The organism is Cypionkella sinensis (genome assembly GCF_042646385.1).
GTDB lineage: Bacteria > Pseudomonadota > Alphaproteobacteria > Rhodobacterales > Rhodobacteraceae > Cypionkella > Cypionkella sinensis.
This window is the reverse complement of sequence record NZ_JBHRTO010000001.1, coordinates 886,681-903,094: the sequence shown is the minus strand read 5'-3', so window position 1 is coordinate 903,094 and position 16,414 is coordinate 886,681. Positions and strand designations below refer to the sequence as shown.

The following is a 16,414-nucleotide window of genomic DNA, read 5'->3' as shown; positions in this document are numbered from 1 at the left end:
GCCGCGCGGCCTCGTCAAGGTGGTTTGGCGCGGCTGGCAGGGGTTTGCGGTTAGGGAACCGTGGTTTCGGTGCGCTCGCCCTTGGTGACTTTGGCGGTGGCTTCGGCTTTCACGCCGTCACGCACGGCCTCGATCACATAATCGCCTTCGGGCAGGGCGATGGTGACGGTGTCGGCGTAGTTGAACGACATCTGCGTGCGGTTGCCGGCCAGATCGGCCTTGGCCTTGAAAATGCCGATCTCACTCGCGCCGGGGGCTGTCACCGCCAGCACGCCGGCTTGCAGGATGACGCTGACATTGACGCGCTCTCCGGCCTTCACGGTGAACGGGGTTTCGGCAATGGCGCCGCCTTCGCTGACGCGGGCGATGTAATCGCCGGGCGACAGTTCAAACTTTGCACCGGGGCCGTAGCTGGTGGTGATGCTGTTGTGGCTGCCGTCCAGTGCCTGTTTTGCGCTGAGGATTTCGACGGAGTGCTGGGTGTTTTCCATCAGCAGGCCTTCGACATAATAACCGTCGACCACAGCGAGCCCCGATCCGATGATCAGATCACGCTCGACCAGATCGCCGGGTTTAAGGGTGATGGTTTCGGTGACTTTGGCCTGCCCCATGGTGCCGTTGATGGTGTAGTCGCCCGCAGGCAGGTAGAATCGCGACGGCCCGTAGTTCGTGGTGTCTATGGCGCTGGTCGAGGTGATGTTGACCGAGGCATCCTTGCTTTCCTCGCCTGCGGCATCGGGTTTCGGGTGCAGGATCAGCCGTGCGGCGTTCATCACGATTTCGGGTGCCGAGAGTTTATCGGCGGTCAGGGTGATGTCTGATTCCTGCACCGCCTGATCCAGTATGGTGACAAGGCGATAGTCGCCCGGCTCGATGAAGGATTTCACCGTGTTGTATTCGGTGGTGATGCGGTCGCCCGTGGTGCCATCGGCGTTTTTGGCGTGAATTTCCCAAGCGATATCGGTGCTGTCATCGGGTTTCTTCACACCGGGGGCCAGCACGAGTGTGGGCAGGAAGTTCAGATCCAGCTGCGCGGGCTTTGCAGGCTCTTGCGCGGGCGCAGGTTCCGGCGCGGGCGCGGGTTCGGGGGCTGCGATCACCGTGGCTTGCAGCGCAACCTTAAGGCTGTCGAGATCGTCGGCGGTGATATATTGCCCGCCGGTATCTTCGGCGAGGCAGGCGACCTGTTTGCCTTCATCCTTGGTCAGGCCAAAGCCCACCACATGCGCGGTGAAATCGACGCCCGAGGATTCGAGTTCTTGCGCCAGCGCACAGGGATCGCCTTGGCAGGTTTCGATGCCATCGGTGATCAACACGACGGTGGCTTTTTCTTCGGTTGAGTGAAGTTCAGCGGCAGCGCGGCGGACGGCTTCGGTCAGTGGCGTCTTGCCCAGAAACTGCATCTTGGCGGCGGCGTCAGAGATTGCTTGTGCTGTGCCTTTTGCGGGGGCAACCACGGTTTCGATGTCATCGCACGAGCCTTTGTCACGGTGGCCATAGGCGATCAGGCCGAGTTCGGTATCGGCGGGGATGTTCTTCAGCACTTCGGCCAAAGCCTCGCGTGCGATTTCAAGTTTTGGCCTGCCGTCGATCTGGCCCCACATCGAGCCAGATCCATCCAGAACGATGATGGTGCGGCCCTCGGCAGTGGCGAGATGGGGCACGGTGAGCATTGAAATGCACAACAAAAGCAGGGCGAGTACGCGCCGTAGAGGAAAAATGCGCATCATAGAATCCTTGGCAATGACAGATCAGAATGACGCGAGCTTAACCAAGCATGTCGAAAACGCAAAGAGCCTTGCAGATTGCTCTGCAAGGCCCCTTTCACGGATCGGTCTTAGTGGGGACTATGAACAGGCCGGCCCGTGCAGGCGAACAGGCGGCGATCCGTTGGGATGCAGATCGCCGCTGCCTTCACTGGTTACATCTTCGGCAGCATGACGGTGTCGATCACATGGATCACGCCGTTCGACTGTTTCACGTCAGCTTGGGTGACGGTGGCCACGTTGCCCATCTCGTCCGTCAGCAGGATCTTGTCGCCTTCGTAGCTGGCGGTCAGCGTGCAGCCGCCCAGGGTCGGGACCGGGTGCTTGCCGCCGTCATCCTTGATCATGCCGCCCAGAGCATCCGACATCACTTCTTTGCCGACAACGTGGCAGGTCAGGATCTTTGCCAGGGTTTCTTTGTTCTCGGGCTTCAGCAGGTTTTCAACGGTGCCTGCGGGCAGTTTCGCGAAAGCTTCGTTCGTCGGTGCGAACACGGTGAACGGGCCAGCGCCAGACAGGGTTTCAGCCAAACCAGCGGCTTGAACAGCGGCGACCAGCGTGGTGTGGTCTTTCGAGTTCACAGCGTTTTCCACGATGTTTTTCTCGGGGAACATTTCAGCGCCACCGACCATCGGATTTTCGGCCAGCGCCATGCCGGAGGAGAGCGCCAGAAACGCGGTTGCCATTGCGGCTTTGACCATACGGGAAGCGTTCATTGTGTTACCTCTTGTTGTTGGTAGGGCAAGACCTTCTTGCCTCGTGGTGAAGTAACGAAAACGGCGGCTGAAAAGTTTCAGCCGCCGCACATTTATTTTTCATTTTTTCGCTTCAGAGAGAAATTTTATTTGAAGGCATTGATTTGTCAGATATTTTTTAGTGGCCCGGCCGCAACGATCGGCCCCGTGGGTTTGCCGTCTGGCCCGCCGCCCTTGGGTTCCAGCGTGATGGCCAGCACATAACCGGCCTCTGCCTTGGGGGCCGGGATAGAGACGGAAGCGGTGGTCAGCACACCCAGCGAGACCGGGGCCTGGTCGCCTTCGATGATCCACAGCTCATAATCCTTGCCCGGCTCGGCATCGGTGCCAGAGGTGCGGGTCAGGACCAGTTGATCGCCCGCGATGGCAGCTTCGTAGCGCAGGGGCGATGCCTCGGCGGTAAGTTCGGCGGTCATGGTCGGCGCCATGGGGGCGGGCGGAGGCAGCATCATCACGACGGCTGCCGCGAGGGCGGCTGCGGTCAGCGCGCCACCGATCCAAGCGAACCAGCGGCGGGGTTTTGCGGCCTGCGGGAACAAGCGCGCTTCGATCTGCGGCAGCAGGTTCGGGGCATCGACTTCGGGGTAATCGTCGTTCAGATCGGAGAGGCGGTTTTGCCAATCGTTCACCAAGGCCGCGAAGGCCGGGTCACGTTTCAGGCGAGTCTCGGCGGCGGTGCGTTCTGCCAGGTCGAGTGCCCCCAGCACATATTCGGCGGCAAGGGCTTCGTCTTCGGGCAGATCAAAGGGGGTGCTGGTCATTGCTCCATGCACTCCTTCAACTTCAGCAGGCTGCGGCGCAGCCATGTCCGCATGGTATTCAGCGGCACATTGAATTGAGAGGCAAGGTCAAGATACGAGGTGCCCGAAAGGTATGCCCCGCGCAGGGCCGCGGCCTTGTCGGCCTCGAGCGTGTCAAAGCATTGGTTGATGCGCTTGGCCTCGCCTGCGGCAATCATGCGGTTTTCGGCGCGCGGCGTGGTGTCGATCACCGCGTTCATCGCATCTTCATCGCCCGACTGCACCTCGCGCCGGGCGCGCAGGCGGTCAATCGCGTGGTTGCGCGCCAAGGCGATCAGCCAGGTCATGCCACGGCCTTTATCGGCTTCATACCGATTTGCCCGCAGCCACACCCTTGTGAACACCTCTTGCAATGCATCCTCCGCTTCTGCCCGGTTTCCCAAGATACGCAAGAGCACGCCCATAAGTTTCGCAGAGGCACTTGAATAGATTTGCTGGAATGCTACGCGGTCTTGCGCGGCAATCCGAGAGAGTAGCTGTGCTATAGGATCATCCATAGATTGCCAATTTAGGGATGCGGGCGCGTAGGTCAAGTGCGCCTGCGCCGACCGCCGCTGCCAGCGCCCGCGGTGTTGAAGCTGACATGCGGCAGATCGACGATTTTGGAAAGTTCGGGGAAGGTATCCACCGCATTTGGAATGGCGCTTGCGTTGACGAAATGCTCTTGAAAGCGCGGTTCTATGGCGGTTTCGACCTTGTGGATATGGTGCACGGTATCCTCGATGTAATTGCGCGCGGCGACATTGCACAAGGCAATCCGCGCGCCGGTGCCTGCGGCGTTGCCGGCCGAAATCACCTTATCCAGCGTCACATCGGGGATCATGCCCAGAACCATCGCGTGTTTCGGGCTGATATGCGCGCCGAACGCGCCTGCCAGCACAACCTTTTCGACGGTCTCGACGCCCATTTCATCCATCAGCAGCCGAGCGCCCGCGTAAAGTGCTGCCTTGGCCAGTTGGATGGCACGGATGTCGCCTTGCGTCACCGTGATCAGCGGGCCGCCCGTGGCCGTGCCGTCATGCAGCACGTAGGAATGGGTGCGGCCTTCGGAGATGCAGCGCGCGGTGCCGGTTTGATCGGGGCCGCCGATCAGCCCGCCCTGATCGACAAGGCCCGCCATGCGCATCTCGGCCACGGCCTCGATGATGCCAGAGCCACAAATGCCGGTGATGCCGGTTTTATCGGTGGCTGCCGCAAAGCCCGGATCGTTTGACCACAGATCGCTGCCGATGACACGGAAACGGGGTTCTTTGGTTTGCGGATCAATTTCGACCCGCTCAATCGCGCCGGGGGCGGCGCGCTGGCCCGAGGAAATCTGCGCGCCTTCAAAGGCAGGTCCGGTGGGCGAGGAACAGGCGAGCACGCGGGTTTCGTTGCCGAGCAGCAATTCAGCATTGGTGCCGACATCGACGATCAGCACCATTTCTTTCGATTTGTTCGGTTCTTCTGAAAGTGCCACCGCTGCGCAGTCAGCGCCAACATGGCCCGCGATGCAGGGCAGGATATAAACGCGCGCGGCCGGGTTGACCGCCTTTATATCGAGATCGGCGGCATCAAGCACCAAGCTGCCGGAGGTCGCAAGCGCGAAGGGGGCTTGGCCGAGTTCCACCGGATCAATGCCCAGCAGCAAATGGTGCATCACCGGGTTGCACACGAAGGTGATTTCGTAGATCGAGGTCGGCACGATCTTGGCCTCGGTCGCAATTGCCTGCACCAGACCGTTCAGCGCGGTGCGCACGGCGGCGGTCATCTCGACATCGCCGCCGGGGTTCATCATGGCGTAGGACACCCGGCTCATCAGGTCTTCGCCAAAGCGGATTTGCGGATTCATGACACCGCTTGAGGCCAGAACGCTGCCGTCGTGCAGATCGCACAAATGGGCCGCGATGGTGGTCGAGCCGAGGTCGATGGCAAGGCCGTAAAGCTTGCCCTCGTGGAAGCCCGGCCAGATATCAAGGATGCGGTGGCGGGCGTCGTGGTTGCCCTTGTGCAGGGCGACCGTCACGCTCCAGTTGCCTTTGCGCAAAGCGGGTTGCAGGCGGCGCAGGATCGGCAGTTCGGCGGCAACTTCGCCGACGCCCCATTGCTGTTGCAGGGCTGTCACCAGACGCTCAAAGTCGCCAGTGGGTTCGTGCATGTCGGGCTCGGCCACTTCGACATAAAGCGCGCGGGTGGCCGGGTCCATCACGATATCGCGCTGGCTGGCCGATTTGCGGATCACCTGTTTGTGCACTTGGCTTTCCGGTGGCACGTCGATCACCACATCGCCCATCACCTTGGCCTGACAGCCAAGACGCCGGCCATCAATCATGCCGCGCTTGGATTTGTAGCGTTCTTCGACGCTGTTCCATTCGGTCAGCGCATCGGCCTCGACGGTGACGCCATGCTTGGAAAACTCGCCATAACCCGGGGTGATCTGGCATTTCGAGCAGATGCCGCGCCCGCCGCAGACCGAATCGAGATCGACACCCAACTGCCGCGCGGCGGTCAAGACGGGGGTGCCGTGCGCAAAGCGTCCGCGCTTGCCCGAGGGGGTGAAGATCACGAGTGCGTCTTGGGTGTCGTCGGTCATGGCAATCCTCGGGTCAGACAAAGGTGTAGGCGATTTCGGCGAAGCTATCGGCGGCAAACGTGTAGAACCAGCGCACGGGCTGGTCGGCGCTGCGCACGCCATGCACGGCATTGCCGGGAATGAACAGCGCAACGCCGGGTTTCAGGCGGTGGATGGTATCGGCTATTGTCACATCGACTTCACCCTCTAGCCCGAAATAGACCTCGGGCTGCGGATGGCAATGCAGCGCGAAGCTGTCGCCGGGCGACATGATGGCAATGCCACAGACCAGGCTTTCGGTGGCGGTCACATCGCCCGAAAACAGGGTTTTCCAACGGATAGAGCCGCGCGCGGGATCCTCCCACGACGCCTCTGGCAGGCTGGCCTCGTCAATACGGTGCGGATGCGTCATGCAACCCTCTGTGTTCTTGGGGCAAAGTCTAAGCTGCATCTGCGCCACATCATCGCCTGTTCGCGGCATTGCAGGGGTGATCTGCGGCTATTGCGTGCGGAATTGCTTGGCGAGTTTCAGGCCCTGACCCTGATAATTCGAGGAAATCTCGCGCCCGTATAGGGTTTCCGGGCGTTCGGCCATGCGTTCATAGACCAGACGGCCCACGATTTGCCCGTGTTCCAGCACGAAGGGCGCCTCGTGGCAGCGCACTTCCAGCACACCGCGGCTGCCTTGCCCACCTGCGGCCGCATGGCCGAAACCGGGATCGAAGAACCCTGCGTAATGCACACGGAATTCGCCCACCATGGCAAGGAAGGGGGCCATTTCGGCGGCGTAATCGGGGGGGATCGTCACAGCTTCACGACTGACGAGGATGTAGAACGCGCCGGGATCAAGGATGATGCGGCCGTTTTGCGAGTGGATTTCCTCCCAAAACTCGGGTGCCGGATAGTGGCCGATGCGGTCTAGATCAACGACGCCAGTATGCGGCTTGGCGCGGTAGCCGACCAGATCGCCGGTTTCGGGCCGCAGGTCGACGGAAAAGCCGAGGCCTTCGGAAATCAGCGCTTCGCCAGACACAAGCGGTTCATGGGCGTGCAGGTTGGCAAGGTCGGCGTCCGATAGCACGGCCTGGCCTTGACGGAAGCGGATTTGGTTCAACCGCTGACCCGCACGCACCAGCACCGAGAACGACTTCGGGCAAACCTCGGCATAAAGTGGGCCGTGGTAGCCCTCGGCGATGCGGTCAAATTCGGTGCCGCCATCGGTGATCAGCCGGGTCAGCAGATCAAGCCGCCCCGTCGAGGATTTGGCATTGGCCACCGCCGTGATGCCGTGGGGCAGGGCAAGGCTTTCCATCAGCGGAATGATATAAACGCAGCCCTTTTCGAGCACCGCGCCCTTGGTCAGATCAATCTGGTGCATCTCGAATTCGGCGATGCGGTCGGCGGTAAGGCGACCCTTGCCGATCAGAAAAGAGGCGCGCACGCGGTAGGCGATGGGGCCAAGGCGCAGGTCAAGGCTGGCGGGTTGGATCTGTTCTGGGATGATGGCCGGACTTGCGGCGATGGCACCGCTGGCGATCAGTCCACGCAGGGCTTGGGCTGGCAGAACACCGGGTTGGCTCATCACATCATCCTTTTAACGAAAACGCCCGCGCTGCGAGCACGCAGGCGGGCGGTTTTCGATTTGGTCGGGCCAGAGAGATTCGAACTCTCGACCTTCCGCCCCCCAGACGGACGCGCTAACCAGGCTGCGCTATGGCCCGACACGCGGCCTTCATACTGATATTCCGGGCGGGGGCAAGCGGGAAAGCGCAAGGCGGGCAGGCTATGTCGTGGCCGCGCGCGGCGTCGCACGCAAACGCGCGCGCAAAGAGATCAAACGGGCGCGCAACACATGAAGATCGGTCTGACGATCGGACAATGCATGCGGGGGCAGGGCGCGCAGACGCTGGGTCAGCGTCGCATCCTCGGCCCAAAGCGGGGGCTTTGTGGGCAGTGGTGATTCTGCTGCGGCGTCAAGGGGTTCGGCGGGGGCGTCTGCCAATGGCGCTGGCGTGAAGGCCACGATCTCGGCCTGCTCGGGCTCGACCTCGAGCAGCTCCACCTCGGGCGCATCACCGCTCAGGGCAGCGAAATCAAACGTCGGCTCTGGCTCTGGTTGAGGCTCCGCGCGGCGCAGGGCGGTTTCCAGGGCCACGATGGTGGCGGTGGTGGCCTTTTCGGGCGGCAGATCTACCTCTTCGCGCGCGCCGAAGTTTGAGGCGAGCGCGGCTTCCAGCGCGGCTTCGGCATCGACATCAATGTCATCGGGCACCACATCGCCGGACAGGCCCGCGACATGCCGCACGCCTTGCTCGCGCAGGATTTTCTGCACGCCGCGAATGGTCAGGCCTTCGTCATGCAAAAGCCGCTTGATGCCGGTCAGCAGGGCAACATCAGCGGGGCGGTAATAGCGCCGCCCGCCCGCGCGTTTTACCGGGCGGATTTGCGGGAACCGGCTTTCCCAGAACCGCAGCACATGCGCCGGGGTTTCCAGATCATCGGCCACCTCGGAAATGGTGCGAAAGGCCTCTGGTGATTTATCCACCGGCTGCGATCCTTACTTCTTACCAGCCGCCACGCGGTCTTTCATCAGATGCGACGGGCGGAAGGTCAGCACGCGGCGCGGCGAAATCGGCACTTCATCGCCGGTTTTCGGATTGCGGCCAACGCGGGCGGTCTTGTCGCGCACCGAGAAGGTGCCGAAGGACGAGATTTTCACCGTCTCGCCCGATGCCAAAGCATCGGACATATGTTGCAGCACCGACTCGACCAGTTCGGACGATTCGTTGCGGCTAAGGCCGACTTCGTGGAACACCGCTTCGGACAAATCCATACGCGTCAGTGTCTTCTCGCTCATCATATCCCCCCAGGGTTATTTTGAACACGATGCGCGGTCTGGAATTGCGAGTCAATAACAGGGGCTTGGCCGACGTTCTTAAAAGTGCATTTCAGCAGATTACCAGCGCAGAACAACTGATCCCCAAGCCAAACCGCCGCCGATTGCCTCTGTAACCAGCAGATCACCGGGCTTGATCTGGCCGCGCGCCTTGCCAACCGACAGGGCCAAGGGAATCGATGCAGCCGAGGTATTGCCGTGATCCTGCACGGTGACGACCACGCGATCCATCGGCACCTGCATGCGTTTTGCGGTGGCTTCGATGATGCGGATGTTGGCCTGATGCGGCACGATCCAATCGACATCGCCACCCGAGAGGCCGATTTTATCCAGCGCGCTATGTGCGGTTTCGGCAAGTTTCTCGACCGCGTGGCGGAACACTTCCTTGCCTTCCATCCGCAGATGGCCGGTGGTGCCGGTTGAGCTGCCGCCATCGACATACAAAAGATCACGGTAGCGGCCGTCCGAGTTCAGATCGGTGGCAAGGATGCCGCGATCTGTGTTCTCGCCCGTGCCTGTCGCTGCTTCCAGCACCAGCGCGCCTGCGCCATCGCCGAACAGCACGCAGGTGGAGCGGTCTTTCCAATCCATCAGACGGCTGAAGATTTCCGCGCCGATCACCAGCACGCGCTTGGCTTGGCCAGTCAGAATCAGGCCATTGGCATTGGTCAGCGCAAACACGAACCCGGCGCAGACCGCTTGGACGTCAAAGGCAAAGCCCTTGGTCATGCCCAGATTGCCTTGGATCATCGTTGCACAAGACGGGAAGGTGAAATCGGCGGTCGAGGTGGCGACGACAATCGCGTCAATATCGCTGGCTTCAAGCCCCGCATCGGCAAGCGCTGCCAAAGCGGCGCGGGTGCCCAGATCGGCTGTGGTCTGGCCTTCGGCGGCATAGTGGCGGCGTTCAATGCCCGAACGGGTTTTGATCCATTCGTCGGTGGTCTCTACCAAAGCCTCGAGATCTGCATTCGGCACGACACGTTCGGGCAGGTAATGCCCAACGCCTTTGACTACGGCGCGTATTGTCATTCTGTGGACTTTGCCTCCGCCCCATCTGCGCCGATCTCAGCGCTCGCATCCTGCCCCGCGCGGCCTGTGGATGCAACCCGTGCCGCAAGCCGTTCCAGAAAGCCCGCGCTGGACAACTGATACGCCAAGGTAATAGCCGCCGCGACGCCTGTTTCATCTGCCGAGCCGTGCGATTTGATCACGGTGCCGTTCAGTCCCAGAAAAATCCCGCCGTTGACGCGGCGCGGGTCCATCCGGCGTTGCAGGCGCTTGAGCGAGTTCAGCGCCAGAAGGGCCGCGAATTTCGAAAGGATACCGGCGTTAAACGCCTCTTTCATGAAGTCAGAAATCAGCTTGGCTGTGCCTTCGGCGGTTTTCAGCGCGATATTGCCGGTAAACCCATCGGTCACGATCACATCAACGCGGTCAGAGGGCAGATCGCCGCCTTCGACAAAGCCGATGTATTCATAGCCGCCAGCCTCTGCTGCAGCGGCCAGTTGATCATTGGCCTCTTTCAACTCGGCGCGGCCTTTGTGTTCTTCGGTGCCGACATTCAAAAGGCCAACGCGGGGACGGGCGAGTTTCAAACCGTTGCGTGCATAGGATGCGCCCATGGCCGCATATTGCAGAAGGTCGGCAGCCTCGGCCTTGATGTCTGCGCCCACGTCCAGCATCACATTGAAGCCACCGGGATTGCGCGAAGGCCACAGGCAGGCGATGGCGGGGCGGTTCACGCCGGGCAGCTTGCGCAGGCGGATCATCGACACCGCCATCAAGGCACCCGTGTTGCCACAAGACACTGCGACAGTCGCCTCACCGTTCTTCACCGCATCAATGCAGGACCACATCGAAGTGCCCTGACCATTGCGCATCACCTGCGATGGCTTGTCGCTCATCGTCACGACGCGGTCGGTATGGCGCAGGGTTACACGGGCACCAAGATCTGGGTGCCGCGCCAGCAAGGGCGACAGAATGGCAGAATCGCCATGCAGCAGGAAGTTGGCATCCGGCAACTGCGCGGCAGAAAGCACGAGACCGGCGACTACAGCCCCCGGTCCGCGATCTGATCCCATCGCATCAACAGAAATGACGATGCCGTTTGCACCAGGTTTAGACGGAGTTTCGGTTCCGGTTTCCACAGGGCGCAAGCAGGGCTAGAGGCGGCTTACGCCGCGTCCTCGTCAACTTCGACGGCCTTGGTGGCGACAACTTCGCGCGCATCGTAATGACCGCAGGACGGGCAAACGTGGTGCGGGCGCTTCAGCTCGCCGCAGTTGGTGCAATCTTGCGGGTTGCCAGCAACCAGCGCGTCATGCGAGCGGCGCATGTTGCGACGCGAGGAGGTGGTGCGGTTCTGCGGGACAGCCATGTCTCGACCTCGGATAGTGGGGGACAGGCCCCGGATTTTAGTTTGATTTCAGAGCTTTGCCACATATCGAATGGGTAGGCAACAAAGCTCTCAATGAGGCGCGGAACATAGTCAGATTCCCGCCATGTGCAAGCCCCTTTCTGCAAAGCGGCGTGGATCGTGCTAAGCCGTGGGTTCTTCGGGCTTTTTCAACTTGTCGGCAAGGGCGGCGAGGCCCGCGAAAGGCTTGAGGTCTGCCGATTGCAAGGGCTCGACTCCGGGGGCGGCAAAGGCGGCTTCGGTGAATTCTGCACCGCGCGCGCGGGGGTAAAGCGGCAGGGCCAGCGCCAAAGCCTCGATTGCGACTGCGGCGATGTCGATGGTTTCTGGCAGCGCCTCGATATCATCCTCGGGGATTTCCAGCTCGTCCGCGTCGGGCTGCGCGTAGTCATAGGCATAGCGGCGTTCGGTGGTGTCGGTGAGTTTGCTGCGCACCGGCGCAAGAGTGATCGAGCAGGGCTGCACCACAAGGGCTGTCAGATCGGCGCGCAGGGTTACGTCAGCGCGGCCAAAGGGGGCTAATTCGCCCTTGAATGTAAACTCAGGCAATTCAATCAGATCAAGGGCTGCGGCGATCTGGCGACGGGCGGCTTCGTCCGGTGCGAAGGTGAAGCGCAGCGGTTTGCGCCCTGAGACCAGCGCCGAGCGGTAGGGTTGGGTCGGCAAACCTGGGTTGGCAGCATCGGTATCGGTCATCAGATTTCCCCTGTCGTCATCGCTCCAGCGCCATCTCCGCGTATCTGCGTGAGATTATCTGGTGTTTTCGGTCGCATCCGCGTTCCATTCTTGAACAAAGAAGCGACCTTCTGTAAGCCAAAAGCAACGGGTCTTGGCAACCGCTGCCTTTGCAATGCGATACTGGCCCGATCCGGCTGGCGCAAGAGCAGGCGGGGCGGCGGTTGGGACAAGACCACGAGGATGAGGGCAGGAATGGCGCAGCTTTTCGGTAAATCGGCTCGGATCGCCAAGGGCGGCCCCGCTTTGGGTGTGCGTGGCTGGATGATCGCGCTGACCGTGGCCATGGTAGCGGCCTGTGCGCCGATCACGCGTGATCATGGCTATGTGCCGACCGATGAAGAACTGGCGCTGATCACCGTGGCGAAAGACACCCGCGAATCTGTTGCCACCAAGATCGGTCGGCCTTCGGCTTCTGGCCTGCTGAATGATCTGGGCTGGTATTATGTTGAAAGCCGGTTTGTGACCAAGGGTGCCTTGCCGCCGAAAGAGGTAAATCGCGAAGTGGTGGCGATTACCTTTACCGAGGCTGGGGCCGTCGAGAATATCGAACGCTTTGGCTTGGAAAAGGGCCAGATCGTGCCGCTGTCGCGCCGTGTGACCAAGGATAACGTCAAATCGGCCGGGATCTTGCGGCAGTTGTTCGGCAATATCGGTGGTCTGAGCGCGGATCAGTTGATCCGCTAGTTGACTAGCTAGGATCAGGCGCGCCCAGCCTCGATACGGGCTCGCAAATCTGCCAAGTCGACTTCGCGTAGATAGCGCGGGATGTTGATCCAAACTTGGTGAAAGCCAAAGTCGCCGTTCTGCAACTCATTCAGAGCGTCGTCGCGACTCCAGCCCTGATATAGCATCCGCCACAAAGCGATGATCATGCCGGTGCGGTCCGCGCCATGGGTGCAATGGACCAGCACCGGGCCATTGGCTTGGGCATCGCGCAGCGCACGCAGGGCCAGCACGATCTTGGCGCCGTTTTCGTCGCGAATGTGGCGTGTGGTGATCTTGATATGCAGGGTTTGCAGCCCGCTGCCTGCCGCCAGCGGCGAATCATCGACGCTGCGGCGCAGGTTGATCACAGTTTTCACCCCGAAAGCGGCGAGATTGCGAAACCCCTCGGCATCGGGCTGCGCACTTCGGTAAATCAGCGGCGTGACCCGGTGCAGGTTGGGCACGCCCGCCAATGCCACGGGCTGCGCCCAATCGGCAGCGCTGATCTGTGCCCAAAGCCGCTGTGGCAGCGCAAGGGTGGGCAGCAACAGGGCTAAGGTGCCGCGTCGGGTCAACTTGGGCAGGGGCATCACATTCTCCGAGGCGGATGGGCCGGATCATGCTTGCTTTGCGCGAGGCCGCCGCGCAAGGGTAGGCGCATCGGATCGCCTCTTTAACCCCGGTTTTCTCATGCTTCCCTTGACCAGAGGTCGCTATGCCGCGCGGCTGGCCGAAACCCAGCACGACCTGACCGCAGCGCAGGCCCTGCGCCACCGCAGCTTTCTGGGCAGGCGTGGCATCGCCAAACCGGATGGTCGCGATTCTGACGATTTCGACGCGATCTGTCGGCATGTTTTGGTCGAAGATCGCGCCAGCGGCACTTTGGTCTGCTGCTACCGGCTGCTGGCGTTTCGCGCCGGGGAAAGCCTGTCGGGCAGCTATGCGGGGCAGGTCTATGATCTGCGCGCGCTAGAGGGGTTTGCCGGGGCCAAGCTGGAACTCGGCCGGTTCTGCCTGGATCCGGCATGGCACGACCCCGATATCCTGCGGCTGGCTTGGGGCGCGATGGCGCAGATTGTCGATGCCGAGGCGATTGGCCTGCTGTTTGGCTGCTCGTCGTTCGAGGGCGCGGATTGGCACGTCCACGCGCCCGCATTGGCTCTGCTGCGCAATCATCTCGCCCCGGCGCAGTGGATGCCGGGGCCAAAGGCCGCTGAAATCTTCGACTTTGCCAGCCAATTGCGTGAGACGCCCGTTGATCTGCGCGCCGCGATGCAAAGCCTGCCGCCCTTGCTGCGCACTTATCTTGCGATGGCAGGCTGGGTCAGTGACCATGCGGTGCTGGATCGCGCCTTGGACACGCTGCATGTGTTCACCGCTGTCGAGATCGCAAAAATCCCGCCTGCCCGCGCGCGGGCTTTGCGCGCCATATCGGAATAGCGCAGCACACCATGGCCGATTGACGCCGCCCGCAAGGTATCCTAGCAGGCGGCATGGCACGCGCACCCCTTCTACAGCTTTCTGGCATCTCGCTGACTTTCGGCGGCAATCCCGTTTTTGACGAGCTTGATCTTGTCGTCCAACCCGGTGATCGGGTGGCGCTGGTCGGTCGCAATGGCTCGGGCAAATCCACCTTGATGAAGGTGATGGCCGGGCTGGTTGAACCCGATAAAGGTCTGCGCGTGGTGCCGCCGGGTGTGCATGTCGGCTATATGGAGCAAGACCCCGATCTGTCGGGCTTTGAAACCCTGGGCGATTACGCCGCCTCGAAACTGCCCGAGGGCGAGGAATACAAGGTCGCCATGGTGGCCGAGGGGCTGAAGTTCAATCCGGAAACCCCGGTGGCCACGGCCTCGGGCGGCGAGCGGCGGCGTGCCGCTCTGGCCAAGCTGATGGCCGAAGCGCCGGAACTGATGCTGCTGGACGAGCCGACGAACCATCTCGACATCCAAGCCATTGAATGGCTTGAAGAAGAACTGAAAGCCACCCGCACCGCTTTCGTGTTGATTTCCCACGACCGCGCCTTCCTGCGTGCGCTGACGCGGGCGACGTTGTGGATCGACCGTGGCCAGATCAAGCGGCGCGAGGCTGGGTTTGACGGCTTTGAAGAATGGCGCGAAACCGTCTGGGCCGAAGAGGATGAGGCCCGTCACAAGCTGGATCGCAAGATCAAGGCCGAGGCGAAATGGGCGGTTGAGGGCATCTCGGCGCGGCGCAAGCGCAATCAGGGCCGGGTGCGCGCGCTGGCAGCTTTGCGCGAAGAACGCAGCAGCCAGATCCGCCGCCAAGGCACCGCACAGCTAGAGCTGGAATCGGGCCAGCAATCGGGCAAGCGGGTGATTGAAGCCAAGGGGATTTCCAAAGTCTTTGGCGACAAGACCATCGTGCAGAATTTCGACCTGCGGGTGCTGCGCGGCGACCGGGTGGCTTTCGTAGGCCCCAATGGCGTTGGAAAAACCACGCTTCTCAAGATGTTGACGGGCGAAGTTGAACCGGATTCCGGCTCGGTGCAACTGGGCACCAATCTGGATATCGCGGTGTTCGATCAGGCCCGCGCGCGGTTGGACCCGAATGCAACCTTGTGGGACAGCCTGACCAATGATCCGCTGATGGCGGTGTCGGGCAGTTCTGATCAGGTGATGGTGCGTGGCAACCCCAAGCATGTCGTGGCTTATCTGAAAGACTTTCTGTTCGACGAGGCGCAGGCCCGCGCCCCGGTGCGATCACTTTCGGGCGGCGAAAAAGCGCGGCTGCTGCTGGCCAAATTGATGGCGCTGCCGTCGAACCTATTGATCATGGACGAGCCGACCAACGATCTGGATGTCGAAACGCTTGATCTGCTTCAGGATATCTTGGGCGATTACGATGGCACTGTGCTGCTGGTCAGCCACGACCGCGATTTCATCGACCGCGTGGCAACTTCGACCGTGGCGCTTGAGGGTCGGGGTCGGGCGACCGTCTACCCGGGCGGCTGGAGCGATTATCAAAACCAGCGCGTGGTTTCGGGTGGCACGCTGACGGCGGATAACTCTGCCAAAACAGCGGCTTCCACAAGCCACGTAAAGTCGGATGTGAAGAAAGCCGACGGGTTGACCTTTACTGAGCGTAAGCGCCTGGATGCCTTGCCCGCGCTGATCGAAAAGCTGGAAGCCGAGATTGGCAAAGTGACCGATTTGCTATCTGACCCCGACATGTTCAGCAAAGAGCCGGTGAAATTCCGCAAGGCAGGTGAGGCATTGAGCGAGCGTCAGGCGCAACTGGCCGCCGCAGAAGCCGAATGGCTTGCCTTGGCAGAGCGCGCCTAAAAGCAATCGGCGGCGGCGACGGGTTGCATAAGAAAAGCCCGGTCATCGCCGCTGGTGCCGGAAATGGTCAGAAAGCCTTGGTCATTCTCAAATGACATGCCCAAACCGCTGACGGTCAAAAGCAAAGCACCGCCTTTGCGCAGGCCCAGATCAAACGCGCCCGCATCGCCCTCCATCCCGCAGGACAGGCCCGCACCCTGCGGCTCGCAATAGGCGCTGCCGATATAGTGATCGCCTGCGCGTAATGTCACAGCAATATCAACGACAAGCGAGGTGCTGACCACCTGGCCTTCGGCTGGCGTCAGCGCGATTTCCACCACCTGTTGCTGCGGATGTTTCGCCAGATGCGCGGCATCATACTGGCGCTGAAAGCACGCGGCCTCGGGCGGAAACATCGCCACACCCCCGGATTGCGCCAGCAGGGGAAGCGGGAAAAGCCAAAATGCGATCATCAGCCTTTTCATGGATACCCCCGTCTC

Annotated in this window: 18 protein-coding genes and 1 tRNA gene; 3 read left to right on the top strand and 16 right to left on the bottom strand. The window is 61.4% G+C overall.

Annotated elements, in window-relative coordinates; all coding sequences use genetic code 11:
* Positions 1–50: 50 nt before the first annotated feature.
* From ACFOGH_RS04505 to ACFOGH_RS04440, 14 genes are all read right to left on the bottom strand, one after another.
* The gene (locus ACFOGH_RS04505; protein ID WP_380071872.1) at positions 51–1,664 is read right to left on the bottom strand and encodes a vWA domain-containing protein; all 1,614 of its coding nucleotides are present in this window, start codon (positions 1,662–1,664) and stop codon (positions 51–53) included.
* A 257-nt stretch (positions 1,665–1,921) separates the two neighbouring features.
* Positions 1,922–2,482: a fasciclin domain-containing protein gene (locus ACFOGH_RS04500; RefSeq protein WP_380071871.1), complete on the bottom strand. Its 561-nt coding sequence runs from the start codon at positions 2,480–2,482 to the stop codon at positions 1,922–1,924.
* A 146-nt stretch (positions 2,483–2,628) separates the two neighbouring features.
* The gene (locus ACFOGH_RS04495; protein WP_380071870.1) at positions 2,629–3,282 is read right to left on the bottom strand and encodes an anti-sigma factor; all 654 of its coding nucleotides are present in this window, start codon (positions 3,280–3,282) and stop codon (positions 2,629–2,631) included.
* Positions 3,279–3,818: a sigma-70 family RNA polymerase sigma factor gene (locus ACFOGH_RS04490; protein ID WP_380071869.1), complete on the bottom strand. Its 540-nt coding sequence runs from the start codon at positions 3,816–3,818 to the stop codon at positions 3,279–3,281. Before ACFOGH_RS04490 ends, ACFOGH_RS04495 begins: the two co-directional genes overlap by 4 nt.
* Before the next feature lie 32 nt (positions 3,819–3,850).
* Positions 3,851–5,893: an ASKHA domain-containing protein gene (locus tag ACFOGH_RS04485; RefSeq protein ID WP_380071868.1), complete on the bottom strand. Its 2,043-nt coding sequence runs from the start codon at positions 5,891–5,893 to the stop codon at positions 3,851–3,853.
* A 13-nt stretch (positions 5,894–5,906) separates the two neighbouring features.
* A complete protein-coding gene (locus ACFOGH_RS04480) occupies positions 5,907–6,284 on the bottom strand; it encodes a cupin domain-containing protein (RefSeq protein WP_380071867.1) in 378 nt (125 codons plus the stop codon).
* Positions 6,285–6,371: 87 nt separating this feature from the next.
* Entirely contained in the window at positions 6,372–7,454 is a 1,083-nt protein-coding gene (locus ACFOGH_RS04475) for a 2'-deoxycytidine 5'-triphosphate deaminase (RefSeq protein WP_380071866.1), read from the bottom strand.
* Positions 7,455–7,515: 61 nt separating this feature from the next.
* Positions 7,516–7,593, bottom strand: a tRNA-Pro gene (locus ACFOGH_RS04470).
* A 62-nt stretch (positions 7,594–7,655) separates the two neighbouring features.
* Positions 7,656–8,417 carry a MerR family transcriptional regulator gene (locus tag ACFOGH_RS04465; RefSeq protein ID WP_380071865.1) on the bottom strand — a complete coding sequence of 254 codons (762 nt, stop codon included), beginning with the start codon at positions 8,415–8,417 and terminating at the stop codon, positions 7,656–7,658.
* Between the two features lie 12 nt (positions 8,418–8,429).
* The gene (gene ihfA, locus ACFOGH_RS04460) at positions 8,430–8,729 is read right to left on the bottom strand and encodes an integration host factor subunit alpha (protein ID WP_054006177.1); all 300 of its coding nucleotides are present in this window, start codon (positions 8,727–8,729) and stop codon (positions 8,430–8,432) included.
* Between the two features lie 99 nt (positions 8,730–8,828).
* Entirely contained in the window at positions 8,829–9,800 is a 972-nt protein-coding gene (locus ACFOGH_RS04455; protein ID WP_380071864.1) for a beta-ketoacyl-ACP synthase III, read from the bottom strand.
* Positions 9,797–10,918 (bottom strand): phosphate acyltransferase PlsX, encoded by a 1,122-nt coding sequence (gene plsX / locus ACFOGH_RS04450; RefSeq protein ID WP_380071863.1) that lies wholly within the window; start codon positions 10,916–10,918, stop codon positions 9,797–9,799. The genes ACFOGH_RS04455 and plsX overlap by 4 nt, the downstream gene beginning before the upstream one ends.
* 26 nt (positions 10,919–10,944) lie before the next feature.
* A complete protein-coding gene (gene rpmF, locus ACFOGH_RS04445) occupies positions 10,945–11,148 on the bottom strand; it encodes a 50S ribosomal protein L32 (RefSeq protein WP_380071862.1) in 204 nt (67 codons plus the stop codon).
* Between the two features lie 162 nt (positions 11,149–11,310).
* A complete protein-coding gene (locus ACFOGH_RS04440; RefSeq protein ID WP_380071861.1) occupies positions 11,311–11,883 on the bottom strand; it encodes a YceD family protein in 573 nt (190 codons plus the stop codon).
* A 234-nt stretch (positions 11,884–12,117) separates the two neighbouring features.
* Between ACFOGH_RS04440 and ACFOGH_RS04435 the strand changes: the two genes are divergently transcribed.
* Positions 12,118–12,609, top strand: a complete 492-nt coding sequence (locus ACFOGH_RS04435; RefSeq protein WP_380071860.1) for an outer membrane protein assembly factor BamE — start codon at positions 12,118–12,120, stop codon at positions 12,607–12,609.
* A 14-nt stretch (positions 12,610–12,623) separates the two neighbouring features.
* Here the strand turns inward: ACFOGH_RS04435 and ACFOGH_RS04430 are convergent, their stop codons facing one another.
* Positions 12,624–13,220, bottom strand: coding sequence for a tyrosine-protein phosphatase (locus ACFOGH_RS04430; RefSeq protein ID WP_380071859.1), 597 nt, complete (start codon positions 13,218–13,220; stop codon positions 12,624–12,626).
* A gap of 100 nt (positions 13,221–13,320) precedes the next feature.
* On the opposite strand from ACFOGH_RS04430, the gene ACFOGH_RS04425 reads away from it, so the two are divergent.
* A complete protein-coding gene (locus tag ACFOGH_RS04425) occupies positions 13,321–14,070 on the top strand; it encodes a GNAT family N-acetyltransferase (protein WP_380071858.1) in 750 nt (249 codons plus the stop codon).
* 53 nt (positions 14,071–14,123) lie between these two features.
* Positions 14,124–15,935 carry an ABC-F family ATP-binding cassette domain-containing protein gene (locus ACFOGH_RS04420; RefSeq protein WP_380071857.1) on the top strand — a complete coding sequence of 604 codons (1,812 nt, stop codon included), beginning with the start codon at positions 14,124–14,126 and terminating at the stop codon, positions 15,933–15,935.
* Here ACFOGH_RS04420 and ACFOGH_RS04415 read toward each other — a convergent pair.
* Positions 15,932–16,399 (bottom strand): hypothetical protein, encoded by a 468-nt coding sequence (locus ACFOGH_RS04415; RefSeq protein ID WP_380071856.1) that lies wholly within the window; start codon positions 16,397–16,399, stop codon positions 15,932–15,934. The two genes, ACFOGH_RS04420 and ACFOGH_RS04415, sit on opposite strands and share 4 nt — an antisense overlap.
* Between the last annotated feature and the right edge of the window lie 15 nt (positions 16,400–16,414).